The organism is Aureibacter tunicatorum (genome assembly GCF_036492635.1).
GTDB classification, from domain to species: Bacteria; Bacteroidota; Bacteroidia; order Cytophagales; family Cyclobacteriaceae; genus Aureibacter; species Aureibacter tunicatorum.
The window spans coordinates 494,373-509,849 of the sequence record NZ_AP025306.1 but is presented as its reverse complement, the minus strand read 5'-3'; the positions used below and the strand labels follow the sequence as shown (position 1 = coordinate 509,849).

The window sequence follows — 15,477 nt, the reverse complement described above, 5'->3', positions numbered from 1 at the left end:
TCTAGATTCCATTGATATAATAAGTAAAGCCTAAAGTATAGAACTTTGTCTGTCGCTTGTTGTAATAATCTCTTATGAAATCATCTGTTTGCGTCAATCCATCCTGCTCTACAGAATCAAATACGTCTCTAGCATTTGCATATACTTTCAACTTTCCATCCATAAACATCTTTTGAACATTGACATCCATAGTTCCATAGCCTTGAATTTCAGTGTTATTGGTTAGTTTGGAAGAATTATATCTAGCCGCGATAGAGAATTTGAAACCATTGTCAAATTTATACTCAGCATTTCCTTTCAAAAAGTAATAGACTTGTTTCTCATTAAATGCTTCCTCACGTTGGGGCATGTTTTCAAAAGTTACGGAAGCATCCCCAGTCAATTTTAGCCTGTTGATATTGGCGGAGAAATAAGTATTCAGACCAACGATAGTCGTACCGTCAATATTGATAAAGGAAGTCACTGTCGTATCTCCAGAAACCCACTGTTCGCTGCCTATGCTGTTCGTGATTTTTCTCGTAAACAAGCTTCCCTTGAAAGTAGTAACTTCCATCACTTTAAGATATTCCAACTCCGCGAAATGCGTTTGCGTATTCTCAAGCTCAGGGTTACCCATTCTCACATTCAATGGATCAGAATCATCCACAAAAGGGTTCAATTGATCGGTAGAAGGAGGTCTCACAGAGGTCCTATAAGTCAATGAAATATTTTCAGAATCATCAAATTTATAGCCTACTTGAATTCTGGCATTCATATTTGAAAAACTCGACTTGAAGTTATCAAAAACACCCTTGCCATAAATCCATTGGGACACTCTGTTGCTTCCGACTTTGTAGCGAGTACCTGCGGAATAATTCCATTGATTCCAATGTCCTTTGATCGACACAAACATATCTGTTGCGATATACTCTGTTGTTGCATCTTGGTCTCTGGATGGATTATCAACCCATTCGCCTTCATTTGTTCTCATCCTATTGAATGAGTTTTCCTCAGTAATTCTATAATTGAAAAAACCACCTGCGGTCAATGTAGCATCTTGCCACAACGGATGCTTATAGTTTGTGCTAATAGAATGGTGCGTATTCTTAGTTTCTTTATCTTGTCGATAGTCCAGCAATACATTGTCATCAGGGTTAGCATAATCATAATCGCTTCGCTGGTTTTGATCTTGTGTCGCTGTAAAACCATTCCAATTATATCTAAAATAAAACGACTGGCCATCTCTAAAGAAGCGTTTCTTCCACCTAAGGTCAGCTCTTAGCTCGTCTTTTTTCCTGTTCACATTATTTGACAATGAGTTTGTATAAAGCCATGTTCTATCCTCATTATAATCGCTTACGATATTTTCATCTTCATTGTCTCTGTCGCTGGAAGATGGCGCATATCTGAAAATAGCCGTAAAGTCATTATTAGCATTAGGCTTAAAATTCGCTCTTACTCCTGTGCTGGTAAATCTATTGGTGGAAGATTGAAATTGATCTTGGGCTATATATCTATCGCCAAAATTTTCTCTCTGAGCATTGGTTAAAAACTCTTCCTTGCCTGAATAGTGATACACCCATGGACTAAATGAAAGCTTATCGTTCTTTCTATAAGTTCCTCCGACATAAGCTCTGGCTCTCATAGGACTGCTCATATTCATTCCAAAGCGAATATTACTGCCTAGTTTAGCCCCATCCTTCAATATTATATTCATCACAGGGCCTGAAGAAGCGTATTCCACAGGCGGATTCGTCATCATCTCAATACGCTCAATAGACTCCTTCGGTATTTCTTGCATAGGGTTTTCCATTCCAGAATCCTCTCCATTGACTAAAAATGTAACCATAGCTCCTCTTATAGAAACATTCCCGTCAAAGTCAGTTTCAACTCCGGGAAAATTTCCAACAACTTGCTCCAAGTCATCGCCAGGAGCATTATCCATATTGAAAGTCATTGCTCCGGGATTCATCTGCACATCCTCTTTGTCCGCTTTTACCACAATTTCCTCAAGCATTGTGGATTGTGATTTCAAACGTATCTCGCTCAAGTCCATTGACGAATTATCAACAACGACTTTTGTTCGAAGCTGATCATATCCAATCGATTGAATAAATAACTCATATGTGCCTGACATGGAAATCTTGAGGGTAAAGTTCCCATCAAAATCAGAATAAGTCGAACTAATAGGCTTATCCAGTTCAGAATTATCATAAATCGCAACTGTAGCGAATGAAACAGGTTCACCAGAATCGGAGTCCACTAGCTTGCCACTGACCAAGTTTTGAGAGAAAGCGGGAATAGAAAAAAAAGACAGCAATGCTGTTAACATTGCGAAATTCAGAACAAAAACTCTATTTTTCATTTTTCCAAATAATAACAGGCTCAAATAATAAAAAATTGTTAATTCAATTTATTTAATATATAAAGCCTTCGATTGCAATTTATTGCATGAAGCAAGCATAAATTCAACATAAATTTGGCATTTATTGCATCAGTCAAAATTTTTATTGCTAAGACAAAAAAATCACATAATTAAAAAAGTATTTAATTATCAGTTATTGCGAGCAGAGTATAAAAAGACAAAATCACCCTAATTTTTTATTTTTGATCTTATTTTTCTAATTTAAATATGCACTAACATCAATCGCATGAAAAAATCACTAATACTACTACTATTTTTTATAGCTGTATGTCAATTTGGCAAAGCTCAAAATAACTACAGCGGATTGCCGAGTATTGTTAGCTCCGCAGTTCAAAGCAATTATCAAAGTTACGAGGTAATGAAAGCCACGGAATACACAAAAAACGATTTTTTCGGCATAGTGCTGAAAAAAGGAGATGTGTATGTGGAAGTCAGAGTTGGAGATGATGGCAAAATCTTGGATGAAAAAGAAATTTGCTACAAAGGCTGTTCGAAGCATTGCAAAGGTCATTACAAGAAAAAGAAAAAGCCTAAAAAACACCATCACGACAAGCATCATCATGATCACAAGAAGAAGAAAAAAAAGAAAAAAGGCCATCATCACGATTGCTGTAAAAACCATGAGCATGAAAAAAGCAATGATGATAGCATAAAAATAGTATTTGAGAAAAAGCTTTAAGCTTATGCGCAAAACACTTAATCAAATGTCAAGCCCCAATATTCTCAGGGGCTTAATATTCTTGTCCGGCCCCAATTTAAAGTACATCTTCTTTGCGGCTGTATTCGCAATTGTTGCTATGGGATTGGAATATGAAAAATTCAAACGAACGGATTGGTCAAGACTCATTTACCTAAGCAATAGCTCTCCAACCACCAAAGGAAAAATTATCGTTAACAATGATTTTTTCTATTACGAATTTTTATATACTGTGCCTGGTCTAGACAAACCCTTATTAGGCTATTCATATGATTATTGGAATAAAGAGGAAATTTACTTTGGGGAAGAGATTACAGTGCTCTATAATCATGAGCGGCCTACCATAAGCAAGATAAAAGGGATGGAGGCCACCGAACAATTTATTTTTATATTTATTTGGGGACCTGCATGGCTGATATTTCTAGGCTTTCTAATCGCTCACTTTTACCAAAGAGGCAAAATTTACAAATTGCTGGGAGATTTTAACCTTAGACTATCAATTCTTTGTTATAAAAAAAATCGCATAAAATCAGGCGATGTAAAGCTTATGTACAAATATTTGAATTATGATAATCAAATCCAAGACTACGAAATCAACGTGCTGGACGATTCAGAGTTGTCCGACGATCTAATGGAAATCTTGATCGTTCATCCCCATAAAAATGATCATGAATTGATACTACTGGACAGTCTGCCTAAGCAAATCAAGAAATTCATTTATGAAGAATACAAAGATGTTATCAGAGCTCTGTTTGCTGATGACAACTACATTGATACTCTAGCACCTTACAGTTATCATGGTAAGCATGGCAAAGCCGCTTCAACAAAAAACTTTTACTTGTAGATGTTTATATTGCCGACTCATCTACTTGTTGGACTATATTACATTTTCGACCTGAAGTCAATTTCCGTTTTGAGCCTGTCTTTGTACTTTCTAGTAATTTCATTTACTTGGCGACACATCTCTAAAAACATCATAATCATACCATCCTTGCCTCCAAAGTCATGTTGAGTCAATTTCACTAATTCACCTTCCATTCTTAAAAAACTCAAAGCAGCGTTCACAAAACCCAAATCAAAATACTTGCAACTTGCAAAATGCACTCTATCAGGCCTGGCATTTGACTTGGACTTCACTCTTCGCGCCAAAGAGGTGTCTTCATGCCGCAAAAACTCTCTGAAAAGCCTAGTGAAAGTCGTCGCATATTTATCCGCTAGTCTCGATGAAAAATTTGGATCCACGCCGTATCGTCTTGATTCTCCCGAAACGCTTGACTCTTGATTCAGGGCAAAGTCCAAACAAGCGGACATGCCTCCGGGGCTTAATAAGTGATCTATGATATGAACCAAATTCGATTGATCTTCAAAATGGATATTCATCATATAAATACCCGACAGCACGCGATCATGATTCCCCATCAACAACTCAAAAAACGACAATTCGCCCATATTATGCATAAAAATTCTTGAATTTCCATAATTAACATGCCTTAAATCCAAAACATGTCCGCCAGCTTTTTCCATTACTAATATATAAGGCAAGCTCTTCGCAAGGGAAGTTCTATACTCTGATTCAAGTTTTCTACTGCTATCGCCAGGCTTCAATCTTGCTATCAACTCAACCCATTCAGGAGCTTTAGGCTCCAGCAATATGCATGATTGTGACTGCAAGGCAGGTGTTCCAAATGCTTTCAAAAAATTGGCCGCAAACGCTTCTTTAGCCGCATCCTCCGAAAACGATCCTTCCTTCAAAAATTTCAATACCAATTCATTCCCAACTTCATCTTTCAAGAAAAATACTACCGACCTATTTCCTTGATGAGGAGACCTTACTTCAATTTCCCCCACAAAACTGTCTAAAGGGCTTGTTACCAAAGCTCCTTTGAATCCGCTTTCTTTTGAGCTAGCCCCATTCCACTCAAACAAAGGCGTATCAAAACTTCTTACTATACCCGGCTTAGTGATATCCGGTTCTTTCAATGGCCTTTGAATCTCAGATTCACTTCCTTCAGTCAACGGGTCAAGATCTCTTGTTCTAAACCCACTCAACAGAGTTTCCTGAGGAGCGGTACCAGCCTTTACAAAGCCAGTGGGCAAAGTCAATTCCAGTTCGCTTTCACCTGAAGAAGAACTCTCGCTTTCAGGCAAATCAATCATAATCCATTCGCTTTTTCCTTCTTCTTGGCTTACCAAAGTGTCAATCAAAGGCAATGCGTCCAACTTGGCAAAACTCGGCAAGCCCATTTCGTCAACAAGCCAAGATTTCATGTTTTTATGCATGCCGCTAGTCCAAGGGCCATTGAAAACTTGATTTTCCTTCATATCATTCAGATAGCTTTCAAGCACAGATGCTAACTGCAAATACGCAGGATTAAACGCCAACCTGATATTCTCTTGTGTTTTCGCATCCTTGAACATACGATGTTTGGGAGACATATACCTTCCAGTTTCCCAAGCAAAAGGCATGTCATAAGCGTATTCGGCATACATTTTTGACCCGCTGACATATGCCTTTTTCTTACTGTCCATCATTTCTGGAATAGGCTTATTCACTAAAAAAAGATTTCTTCTCGCATAATCTTCTCCTCTATGCTTCGAAGGGTCCACTAATACCCTTTGAGCATCATAGACTTTTTTTAGCAAGGCCTTCCCGGTATTTGACAGCATAAGCACCGATAAATTTGCCATTAATTCTGTTTCCAGCACTTCATTGGATGTCTTCACATCATGAGCGCACCTGATGCCGCCGCCAGTCAAATAATCCCAAACAGGCTTCATCACTTTTTCAGCTTCTCTCTCCTCCAACTCTCGCTTGCCCCATGAAGAAGTAGGTGTATAGTAAGGAGAAAAAGCTGGAGATAGGCTCGAATCAGCCCGAATTTGCTTCATCAACTCTATACGCTCAACTTGAACTTCTCTTAAAAGAGTCTGTTGCATGCGCAAATTGGGGTAACAAAACCGCTCTGAAAAAGGGATGCTATTCTCATTGCTCCAGCCATTAGCCAGCATCTCCATCTCATAAAGCCAAAGCAATCGAGCTTTTACCTTTTCCGCTTTGGATAATGAAGAGCCTTGTCCTTCAAGCTTATGGTATTTATCCAAAAGTTTGGCAATATCTGAGACATTGTGTTTGTAAGGCGATTTTTTCGACTCTTGTTGAGCTAAGTATTCATCTCTAGCAAATAATGCCTGAAGTGGAGCTGATCCATAATCAATAGCCAAAGGAGCTCGAGCAACGCCTAGCGTTTGAGAAGATGGCCTTTGACCACCTAAAAATATATTTTCCCTTGCATAAACCCTCGTCATCAAGCTTTGAGTCAACTATGTTAGTACTTATTGATTCATTTCATTACTTTGTTAATCAATGCAACTAAGTATTTTTTCCAAAAAAGCATCAGTCTCAGCATCTGCGAATTGCTCAGGTATCACACCAAATTGGCAAACCATCAACTTCTTGGAAGGAATCATCAAGAGCTTTTGCCCATTGTAGCCCGAAAAATAAAACAAATCAGCTGGAGCGCTTTTATAAACTTGTTGATTTCTATTGAGGTAAAACAAAAAACCATAGTCTGGGTCAGGCAGAACATTCGTAGGCTTTTTGGAAAATTCAACCCAATCTTCCGTTAATATTCTAGTCCCTAAATAAACACCACTATTCATATAAACAGAGCCGATTCGCAACAAATCCCTAGCGCACAACCAGCCATAGGATGACAAAACCATATTTTCAGCAGGATCAACTTCAAATAAAGCTTCAATATTTAATGGCTCGCAGATTTTTTGCTGCGCATATTCCAAATACTCCGCAGGCGTAGCAAATTTGCTTCTAATATAGCTTGACAAAATCATCGCATTACCTGAAGAATAATTAAAAACATTGCCCACAGTAGTTTTCAACTTTTTGTCAATAGCATATTGAGCCATATCATTCTTTTCATATAGCATGGCCGTGATATCACTCAATCCACCATATCCTTCATTCCACTCAAGTCCGCTGGTCATTCTCCCCAGATTTTCAACCGTAATATATTTTCTATCATCATTCTTCCATTCTTCAAAACCGCATTGTTCCCCGCTATTTATCAAACCTTCCTTTGACATAACTCCCAATATCATTCCCTCCAAAGATTTTGTCATCGACCAAGCTAAAAGTTTAGTATGTTTAGAAATACCCTCAGCATACTTCTCAGCGATAAGTTGGCCATCATAAACCACCGCAACGGCATGCCTTTCACCACCCACAAAAGCTTCATCCAACACATTGTTTAATTTCATTACATCAATGCCCTTTATCGGCTGATCATATATTTTATCTCCTTCAGGCCAATAATTCTCATTATCGACCTGTCTCGTATAAAGCTGAGGAGAAAATTGCATTCTCAAATCGCCGGCATCATCAACATTCAACAATGTGCAACCCAAGCCCTCTCGAAAAATAGCACTTCTATTCGCTGTCAAATTCCCTAAACTTGTACGCACATTAGCTTCACCCATGCCCGCATCAACATTATATGAATTCTCCAGCGATTGAAAGGCTTTAAAATCCTGTCTAATTATATCGCCTTTAGAGCGTTTTGACACAAAAACACCAGATGCGAAGTTTTTAGCTTGAAATGCGGATGTCAAATTGATACGAGCTTGCTCAGGGGAAGGCGGGGAGGGAGGCGAAGAAGCATCTTCATTCTCACTGCAAGAAAAAAGAAAAAAAACAGCTACAATACTTATTTTCAATATATATTTCATTACGATAAAATGTTACTAACTGTAAAACTAAGCCCACTATCAGTCTTAATAATTTATATTCAGCGGCCTCTTATAGTACTTGCTTAACATTAAATTGTTATGTGATTATTATTTTCAATATATCCCAAACCATTCAGAGCAGTCCAAGCCTAAATAACTCGCAAAACTAAAATGAAATATGAATGTTGAAACTTGAAAGGGGAGAAGATGTGGGAGACGGGAAAAAAGGCAAAAACAAAAAATAAAGCAGATTCAAGTGCAAGTTCAGGCGCAAGTAAAATGCCGCCAGACGAAGATGAATTGCTTAGCACGTATGAAAATTTTGATATGGATAGGGCAATCCGAGAAATCAATTCCCCTCAAGAAAGTCCACCCAACTCTGCAACAGAATTATCCATGGATACGCTAGAAGGATATGATTTGTCCTTTATTCCCGAAGGCGATGATGTTAGAAGCTTCATAGGCCAAAGTTCGATAGCTCCTCCTCTAGCTACACCGATCATACCGCATTCCTCATCAGAAAGCCAAGAGTACACTGCTCCCAGCTCTGCCGGACTAACTTTGGGAGCCGTAAGAAGTTTTATCGCATCTCCACCTAGTTTTAAGTCTTTATTGCCTTCCATTCCAAAACCTCGTAGCTACAATTTCATGAATTATGTTGATTTAGTCGGCGAACAGAAAAGACACACCAGAAGATATCGTGTGGACAAAACAATACCTGATGACTACGTTCTCAAAGAATTGAAAACCAAAAGTGGACAAACTGTCGAAGCTCTTTTTCTTAAACCCGAAATAGCCAAACTATATTGGAACAAAGCCAAAGTATTAGCACCAGGTTACAAGCTTGAAAGGGGCGAAGCCGTGATCAATTACGATATGGCCAAATTCTTAGAAGAAAAAAGAATGCTCAAAGCTAGCGGTCTAAAATTCCAACCAGTAAAAGTCGATGCAAAAGACTCTAAATACAATGAGTCTTTTGAAGATATACAAATTCCAACAGGTGTTAAAATACCGAATTTCGATAGTGAATAGACTATTGAATCATTAATGATTGAAACCATAACGATTGCTCATAATTTTTAACTTAATCAACAAAAGCATGAACAATTAATGGCCTTATTTATTTGTACAATAAAATCTCAAACCAATTCAAATAAAATGGCTAACAAATATATTATACTCTTTCTATTATCATGTTTTTTATTCTCATGCAATCAAGATGATGATAATAATAACATTGATAGAAAATTAAAAGAGTTTCCCAGCGCCAAGAAACTTTCTACCATGCTTGAAGATGGGGTTAATGCCCTTGAAAAAGATATTAGCAAACTTGACGACTCCAGTTATATCAAAAAAATTGTAGACTCTGTTTTAATTGATTTCGGCAATAAAAACATCTCTAATTTCGACGATAAGATATACCAAAACAATAAAATAAAAGCCCGAAGGATAGATGATATCGCAAAGGAATATAATAGTTCCAGAAAAAAGGATCGAACCCCTCATCAAAGAGTTGATTATTTATTATCGATAGGAGAAGCCGCTCTAAAATCAAAGAGTTATGGCGCTATGTATCATTACTTACAAGATATCAATGACTACTATTTTTATGGTGAATTTTCTTCTCAACAGGATTTCAATCGCTTAGCTTCCATGCGTTCTCAACTTCAAACAGCGGTAAACGCTTATAACAAAACCCATAACACAAGTCGAATCAAAGACCATCCTGATGAAGAAGAAAGTCTTGATCAAGATTGGCTGGATTATGGTCCATGCATGATGCAGCTCGTTTGTGGTGTAATTCATGATGCCGATGAAAGCAAAAATGAGCTAGATGATGATTATAAAGCAATGGTCATTGCAGAAGCTCTGCTTAAAGCAAAAGCAGGCATTGCTAAGTGCATTGACTCCAAATAAATTATCGCATTATCAAATAACCTAAAAGGCTAATATTTTCGAATGGTGAGATCATCACCATTCGATTTCTTTCTTATCTCTGAAAAATTTTCCCGTAATATTTCTATCTTCTAGTTCTGAAGCCCACACAATTGTTTCAGCACCTTCCTCTGGACTTCTTGGAGCTCCATCACCTCCCATATCAGTGCGAACCCAACCAGGACATACAGCATTTACAACAATATTATACGGCCTCAATTCTTTGGAAAACTGAATAGTCATCACATTCAACGCTGCTTTTGACATGCTATACCCCGGAGTATTGCAACTCATACTTGATAACGCTCCAGCGCCGCTTGATACATTCACAATATTCGCATGACTTGAGTCTTTCATTAAGGGTACAAATTCCTGAATCACCTTCCATGCTCCAAATACATTTGTATCAAAAGTCTGCCGTACTTCCTCCAAGTCAGCACTCAATGTTGTCTGCCATGTATCATAATTTATGCCTGCATTATTCACCAATATATCCAGCTTCCCAAATTGATCTTCCACATAATTTCGGCAATCAAGAATGCTCTTTACATCAGACACATCCAAAGTCGTACAATATACGTCACCTAAATTTTTCAAAGACAATTGTGCCTTTTGAGCCTCCATTTCTTTGCGAGCTGTAATCACAACCTTATGACCATGTGCTAACAAGCTTTTGGCCACAGCTAAACCTATTCCTCTATTTGATCCTGTAATTAATGCTACTTTCTGTTTCATTTTATATTTGAATTATTGCTCGTCTCAAGAAATTCTTTCAAATCTTGCTGATATGTTTCCACTAACTTGTCAACGGAGATGATAAAGTAAGACATCAATCTTACCATTGGATTTTTGATGATAATGCACTCTCTAGATATAAAAGTGGTTTGATTGTGGTTAAAACTAAACCGTCCGATCCAATGACCTTCATTAAAGGAACTCTCAATTATCTTAATGCGGTAAGTACTGCAATCAACTTTCTCGACTTCTTCAAAAAGAATCGATTTGCCTTTACAAGGCTTTTCTTCCCAAATCAGTTTTCCATTCGTATCTTCAATCACCTTCACATACTCCAAATCACTTCTCCAATCTCCTTGATTAGCTATATCGGTCACCGTGTCCCAGACTCTTTCCAAAGGGGCATTGATCTTAATCTTCCTTTCTACAACACGTTGCTTTGGCAATAAACAACCTGCCAAAAATACTAAAGGAACTATGCCTGCTAAACAAAGTATGACGTATAGAAAGCTGAACATAAATTTATCTTCAAACGATCGTTGATCTCATTAAAATTAAAATGGGTTGTGCGCCTGCAAAACCCATTTCTCATATACAATTATAATTTTTTATGAAACCAATCTTGAGCATAATCCACAGCTCTGCCAACTTGCTCTTCCTGGTCATAATAATTGAATTGGTCCATTGGAGAATCAAGATTCGTATCAACCCATTTCAATTCCTTGTCAGACGTTCCGATTTTCTCAAAATAATTCTTCGTGTATTGAGGCAACACACAGCCATCAGAATGTATCATCAACGTAGCGGCTTTTAAACTAGGAGCGCTAGGCATTGGATCCAAAGTCAACCAATCTTCCCAAGACATGACCGCAAATTTATCAGCGCTCCATTGAGGAACTCCGCCGCGATTGGGATTCAAATAATAGTCAAAATTGCCTATCATAGCGGCCCTTGCATCATCCAAAGAAATCGTTGGGACGTACTCGACTTTTCCTGTTTCGTTGTACACTTTTTTTGCATGTCTAGCCAAGGAAATTCGCTCACTCACGCCTTCTTCACCTCCATAAAACAACTTGACAGCTTCGGCATCATGAAGCCATGAAGCCGCTGTTACAACAGCTTTGATACGTGAGTCTTCTGATGCGGCCATCAGAGTATACATCGACCCGGCACAAACAGCAAAAGCTCCTATTCGATTTTCATCAACTTCTTTCAATGAACTTAAAAAACTAACCGCATTGACTATATCCCTAACTTTCTTTTCAGGACATTCATAATACCTTGGCTCTCCTCCGCTTTCCCCATAATTCCTAAAGTCAAAAGCCAAAGTTATAAAACCTTCTTTTGACAATCTATCAGCATATAGGCCAGCCATTTGTTCTTTGACTGTTGTCCAACTTCCTAACACCACAATTGCAGGATAGGTCTTGGCTGCATCATAATTTTCCGGAAAGTAAAGGTTCCCTACAAGGTTAACGCCTTCGCTTTCAAAGTTTACTTTTTCCATCGCTTATTTTGTGATCTAAATACTTTATAAAAATTATTTAATCATATCAATCAAGCCAAAAGCCTTCGCTGCTACGATAGGGTTGAAGATTTCGACATACTCTTTAATCTTCCCATTCTCGGCAAACTTGAATGTTGAATAATATTGATTTGCATATTTGCCTGAACCATCTTTATACATGATATTTCCTGTATATTTAACAAACACAATATTAGGGTCCTCCATGGCATAAATTTCATCAATAAGAAATTCCATATCTCCGAAATTATGAAATGGCGCCTTCCAATAAGCTAAAATCTCCTCATATCCTTTTGCCCCTTGAGGAAAGATTCCTGAGGCATAAGGATTGCTTTGAACTCCATCCTCAGCAAATAAGTTCACAACAGATTGCGCATCCTTTTTCTCCAATGCTTTGAAAAATGCCATAACATTTTCCTTGTTTCTTTTTGCTATTTCCTTATTCATATTACTTGTGTTCTATGTGAATACATTTGATTCAAAACCATATGAATCAACAGCTTTTGAGAATATAAACCTATAAGGTTACTATCTGTTAAGTGTCACCAAATATTCATTCATTTCAACAGGCTCGTCAAACCAACCTTCTATTTTTGAAAAAAACTGATTCATTTTCTCAGAGGCCAAATGCTTTTCCAAGAGCTCTTTTGACTCCCATCTCTCAAATAATAAAAGACTAGGCTTTGTCTCACACTGTTGAAAAAGCTCATACTCCAAACATCCTTCTTCTTCTCTCACTGACTTGGCCAAACTCCCGAACTCTTCAAGATATAACTGCCAAAACTCCTTTTTAGGAATAGCCTTTACTGTCAAAATAATCATATCATTCCAAATTATTTTACTCGCTTACATTTTCAATAGCCCGTTGCGGCAACATTAGATTTCCATCTTGATATTTAAAATTGAATACCATAGAAACTATTTTCCATTTGTCATCAGCGTTTTTTTCCAATTCAAAATCATATGAGCCTACTACTGTCCATACGTGTCCATCCTCGTTATTTATGCTTTTGGACAAATAATGAGTGGCTGTGCCATAGCAAAAAACTTGAGCCTTATTTCCTTTATTTTCCACTAAAATATTACCGACTTGATGATGCGTAGACTCAAAGCCAGGCAGAATTCCCTGCCACGATTCTATAATTTTATCCGGCGTTAACTTCATTGCAGGATTTCCGTTCATCGATGAATAGTCTAAATTGACTTGTTCGCCAAAACAGTCCTTGACTAAACCCCAATCCCTTTGGTCTGTTGCCACAAACATTTGAATAATGGTCTCATCTGGTTGATTCATGATTTGCGCTTTTAAATTTGTAGATAAAAGAATGAATAATGTTGCTATTATATATTTCATACTCGAATGATTAATCGTTAATGCATGTCAATACATATTGAGATTGTATCCAATTCCAAGTCTAATCTCCTTGTATATATCTTGGCTTTGAAAACACTTTTTTATTTGCTCTCGTGTGATGGAAATAGCTCTATGATCTCACTGTAATTATATTTTTTCGCCAATTCCAAAGGAGTCAAGCCATCCCAAGCAACGAGTGAAGTATCCACTCCAGCATCGAGCAAAATCTTCGCAGTGCGGGTATGACCATGCCAAATAGCATCATGCAATGGTGTATACCCATTTGTAGGTCCTTGCGCATTGGCTATTTTATAAAAATCCGGATCTTTCACGATAATCTTCATTATATCCGCATGCCCTTGGTAGCCTGCCTTATGCGCCACATTTGCTTTCATGTACTCGCCTGTTAGACTAATGTCTGCGCCATTCCCTAATAATTCAACAAACAGTGGCTTATTTCCTCTTAATGCGGAAACTAATAATGGCGTATGAAAGTCATATCCCTTGTCGCCATTTGGAATTCTTATATTAACATCCTCAGGCAAATTCTTGGGCACAAACCCATTCGTTTCAAATTTACTATCAATAAAAGCTTGCCTATTCTTAAAATATTCTTCGTAAATCACCGCTATTTCTTCATCTACCGGTTCTCTGTTTTCCAGAGGAACAAAATCAGCTGCAATTCTACCATAATTATCTTTTTTCAAAGGATTAATTTGCTTCAAGGATAATAGATATTTGATCATCTCGGGATTTCGGTACCATGTCGCTACCATCAGAGGCGTAAAACTATTGCTTTCCGCTTGGAGATTAATCAATGCTCCGGCATCAACCAAAACTTTAGCGGTTTCAACGCTACCGCCTTGAGCGGCAAAATGCAAAGGACTTGTTCCCGTGATCGAATCAAGCAGAAATGGAGATTCTCCGCTTTTAAGCAATTCCTTTACTAATTCAGTATCACCCAAACCTGACGCCTTCATTAATGGTGTTAAATGTTCATCTTGAGAATGAATTTCGGTTTGAATGTCACCATTATCACCTTTTAACTTTCCTTTATCACCCACACTTCCTTGCTCTACACATGAAAACATTATAATCGCCATGCACCAAACGCTAATTGTTCTTATACAATGCATATCAAAATAAATTTTATAATTTACACTGTTACTTCCAATTCAATTTGACAATCAACTTTTTAATAATTGCTCTTTATTTTTAATCGCTCATTCAGGCAAAGTCAAGGCAGATCGGCAAATTACATAAGGAACATCGTCTCGGACAGTTCCTAAATAAGCCATTCTCCCATCCTTGATCTGTCTCAGAATTTCAATGCCACTTACAACAGTATTTATCACTGAAGCAGAGCCTCTTACCACAACTATCTTATGATTAAAATTCCACATAAATGCTTATTTGTTTATTAAAAGCAACTACTACCAATTTGCTTTGTTATCAAGCGCGCATCAGATCATAACCGCTTTCAAGCTTGGTATACTTGCCCTGTTTTCCGCTCATCAATGATTTTTTTATATATTTTCGCAAATTCAATTGCCGGCACTCCTGTAGAGGAATCCAAGCCCATCAGTTCCATAGTTTCCTTTGCGAAAGACGGACTCACTGCATTGATTTTCATTCCCTGTTCCAACTCCAAAGCGGCTCCTTTTACAAATGACTCTAATGCTGCATTTATCATTGCCAAAGAAAGGCCTCCTATCATAGGCTGATGCGCTAAAACTCCCGAAGTCAAAATGAATACAGCGCCTTCGTTAGCATACTTTCTTCCGATAACCACCAAATTCACTTGTCCCATAAGTTTGCTGTTCAAGCCATCATGGAAATCTTGTATGCTATGCTCCTCCAATGTTCCCCATTTTCCATACCCGCTAGCCGCAATCAAAACATCAAAGCCTCCGATCGCTTGAAACATTTGCTCTACAGCTTCTGCATCTTGCATATCTACCTTGAAATCACCTGACGAGCGATTTACTTCAACAACTTGATAGTCTTGCCTGAAAATCTTCAAAATTTCTTTTCCAATGACTCCTGTAGAGCCAACTATGATCGCCTTTTTCATTTTACTTTGC

General features: G+C 37.8%; 16 protein-coding genes. 4 read left to right on the top strand and 12 right to left on the bottom strand.

The window, feature by feature from the left end; translation table 11 throughout:
• Position 1: 1 nt before the first annotated feature.
• Positions 2-2,344 (bottom strand): outer membrane beta-barrel protein, encoded by a 2,343-nt coding sequence (locus tag AABK36_RS22155; RefSeq protein WP_309940932.1) that lies wholly within the window; start codon positions 2,342-2,344, stop codon positions 2-4.
• Positions 2,345-2,630: 286 nt separating this feature from the next.
• Here AABK36_RS22155 and AABK36_RS22150 point away from each other — a divergent pair, with 286 nt between their 5' ends.
• Positions 2,631-3,083 carry a hypothetical protein gene (locus AABK36_RS22150; protein ID WP_309940934.1) on the top strand — a complete coding sequence of 151 codons (453 nt, stop codon included), beginning with the start codon at positions 2,631-2,633 and terminating at the stop codon, positions 3,081-3,083.
• 4 nt (positions 3,084-3,087) lie between these two features.
• On the top strand, positions 3,088-3,945 hold the full coding sequence (locus AABK36_RS22145) for a hypothetical protein (protein ID WP_309940936.1): 858 nt from the start codon (positions 3,088-3,090) through the stop codon (positions 3,943-3,945).
• A 38-nt stretch (positions 3,946-3,983) separates the two neighbouring features.
• Here the strand turns inward: AABK36_RS22145 and AABK36_RS22140 are convergent, their stop codons facing one another.
• Together AABK36_RS22140 and AABK36_RS22135 are read right to left on the bottom strand one after the other, a co-directional pair.
• Positions 3,984-6,407, bottom strand: coding sequence for a protein kinase family protein (locus AABK36_RS22140; RefSeq protein WP_309940938.1), 2,424 nt, complete (start codon positions 6,405-6,407; stop codon positions 3,984-3,986).
• A 51-nt stretch (positions 6,408-6,458) separates the two neighbouring features.
• Complete coding sequence (locus tag AABK36_RS22135; RefSeq protein WP_309940940.1) at positions 6,459-7,844, bottom strand: serine hydrolase domain-containing protein; 1,386 nt, start codon at positions 7,842-7,844, stop codon at positions 6,459-6,461.
• 207 nt (positions 7,845-8,051) lie between these two features.
• On the opposite strand from AABK36_RS22135, the gene AABK36_RS22130 reads away from it, so the two are divergent.
• Both AABK36_RS22130 and AABK36_RS22125 read left to right on the top strand, forming a co-directional pair.
• Positions 8,052-8,876, top strand: coding sequence for a hypothetical protein (locus AABK36_RS22130; RefSeq protein ID WP_309940942.1), 825 nt, complete (start codon positions 8,052-8,054; stop codon positions 8,874-8,876).
• A 126-nt stretch (positions 8,877-9,002) separates the two neighbouring features.
• Positions 9,003-9,761 carry a hypothetical protein gene (locus AABK36_RS22125; protein ID WP_309940945.1) on the top strand — a complete coding sequence of 253 codons (759 nt, stop codon included), beginning with the start codon at positions 9,003-9,005 and terminating at the stop codon, positions 9,759-9,761.
• A gap of 54 nt (positions 9,762-9,815) precedes the next feature.
• Here the strand turns inward: AABK36_RS22125 and AABK36_RS22120 are convergent, their stop codons facing one another.
• The 9 genes from AABK36_RS22120 to AABK36_RS22080 all read right to left on the bottom strand — a co-directional run bounded on the left by AABK36_RS22120 (position 9,816) and on the right by AABK36_RS22080 (position 15,467).
• Complete coding sequence (locus AABK36_RS22120; protein WP_309940948.1) at positions 9,816-10,514, bottom strand: SDR family oxidoreductase; 699 nt, start codon at positions 10,512-10,514, stop codon at positions 9,816-9,818.
• The gene (locus tag AABK36_RS22115; protein ID WP_309940951.1) at positions 10,511-11,032 is read right to left on the bottom strand and encodes an SRPBCC family protein; all 522 of its coding nucleotides are present in this window, start codon (positions 11,030-11,032) and stop codon (positions 10,511-10,513) included. The genes AABK36_RS22120 and AABK36_RS22115 overlap by 4 nt, the downstream gene beginning before the upstream one ends.
• A gap of 80 nt (positions 11,033-11,112) precedes the next feature.
• Positions 11,113-12,021, bottom strand: coding sequence for an alpha/beta hydrolase (locus tag AABK36_RS22110; protein WP_309940954.1), 909 nt, complete (start codon positions 12,019-12,021; stop codon positions 11,113-11,115).
• Between the two features lie 33 nt (positions 12,022-12,054).
• Positions 12,055-12,486 (bottom strand): nuclear transport factor 2 family protein, encoded by a 432-nt coding sequence (locus AABK36_RS22105; protein ID WP_309940956.1) that lies wholly within the window; start codon positions 12,484-12,486, stop codon positions 12,055-12,057.
• Positions 12,487-12,567: 81 nt separating this feature from the next.
• Positions 12,568-12,861: a putative quinol monooxygenase gene (locus AABK36_RS22100; protein WP_309940959.1), complete on the bottom strand. Its 294-nt coding sequence runs from the start codon at positions 12,859-12,861 to the stop codon at positions 12,568-12,570.
• Between the two features lie 16 nt (positions 12,862-12,877).
• Positions 12,878-13,333: a nuclear transport factor 2 family protein gene (locus AABK36_RS22095; protein WP_309940961.1), complete on the bottom strand. Its 456-nt coding sequence runs from the start codon at positions 13,331-13,333 to the stop codon at positions 12,878-12,880.
• A gap of 161 nt (positions 13,334-13,494) precedes the next feature.
• Positions 13,495-14,529, bottom strand: coding sequence for an ankyrin repeat domain-containing protein (locus AABK36_RS22090; protein WP_309940964.1), 1,035 nt, complete (start codon positions 14,527-14,529; stop codon positions 13,495-13,497).
• Positions 14,530-14,616: 87 nt separating this feature from the next.
• Positions 14,617-14,796, bottom strand: a complete 180-nt coding sequence (locus AABK36_RS22085) for a hypothetical protein (RefSeq protein ID WP_309940966.1) — start codon at positions 14,794-14,796, stop codon at positions 14,617-14,619.
• Between the two features lie 77 nt (positions 14,797-14,873).
• Positions 14,874-15,467 (bottom strand): short chain dehydrogenase, encoded by a 594-nt coding sequence (locus tag AABK36_RS22080; protein ID WP_309940969.1) that lies wholly within the window; start codon positions 15,465-15,467, stop codon positions 14,874-14,876.
• Between the last annotated feature and the right edge of the window lie 10 nt (positions 15,468-15,477).

Bases quoted from the DNA above. Each gene is read 5' to 3' on its own strand.
- AABK36_RS22150 (WP_309940934.1), top strand. From the start codon at position 2,631: ATGAAAAAATCACTAATACTACTACTATTTTTTATAGCTGTATGTCAA.
- AABK36_RS22100 (WP_309940959.1), bottom strand. From the start codon at position 12,861: ATGATTATTTTGACAGTAAAGGCTATTCCTAAAAAGGAGTTTTGGCAG.
- AABK36_RS22090 (WP_309940964.1), bottom strand. From the start codon at position 14,529: ATGCATTGTATAAGAACAATTAGCGTTTGGTGCATGGCGATTATAATG.
- AABK36_RS22155 (WP_309940932.1), bottom strand. From the start codon at position 2,344: ATGAAAAATAGAGTTTTTGTTCTGAATTTCGCAATGTTAACAGCATTG.
- AABK36_RS22095 (WP_309940961.1), bottom strand. From the start codon at position 13,333: ATGAATCAACCAGATGAGACCATTATTCAAATGTTTGTGGCAACAGAC.
- AABK36_RS22140 (WP_309940938.1), bottom strand. From the start codon at position 6,407: ATGACGAGGGTTTATGCAAGGGAAAATATATTTTTAGGTGGTCAAAGG.
- AABK36_RS22145 (WP_309940936.1), top strand. From the start codon at position 3,088: ATGCGCAAAACACTTAATCAAATGTCAAGCCCCAATATTCTCAGGGGC.
- AABK36_RS22130 (WP_309940942.1), top strand. From the start codon at position 8,052: ATGTGGGAGACGGGAAAAAAGGCAAAAACAAAAAATAAAGCAGATTCA.
- AABK36_RS22125 (WP_309940945.1), top strand. From the start codon at position 9,003: ATGGCTAACAAATATATTATACTCTTTCTATTATCATGTTTTTTATTC.
- AABK36_RS22105 (WP_309940956.1), bottom strand. From the start codon at position 12,486: ATGAATAAGGAAATAGCAAAAAGAAACAAGGAAAATGTTATGGCATTT.
- AABK36_RS22115 (WP_309940951.1), bottom strand. From the start codon at position 11,032: ATGTTCAGCTTTCTATACGTCATACTTTGTTTAGCAGGCATAGTTCCT.
- AABK36_RS22085 (WP_309940966.1), bottom strand. From the start codon at position 14,796: ATGTGGAATTTTAATCATAAGATAGTTGTGGTAAGAGGCTCTGCTTCA.
- AABK36_RS22120 (WP_309940948.1), bottom strand. From the start codon at position 10,514: ATGAAACAGAAAGTAGCATTAATTACAGGATCAAATAGAGGAATAGGT.
- AABK36_RS22110 (WP_309940954.1), bottom strand. From the start codon at position 12,021: ATGGAAAAAGTAAACTTTGAAAGCGAAGGCGTTAACCTTGTAGGGAAC.
- AABK36_RS22080 (WP_309940969.1), bottom strand. From the start codon at position 15,467: ATGAAAAAGGCGATCATAGTTGGCTCTACAGGAGTCATTGGAAAAGAA.
- AABK36_RS22135 (WP_309940940.1), bottom strand. From the start codon at position 7,844: ATGAAATATATATTGAAAATAAGTATTGTAGCTGTTTTTTTTCTTTTT.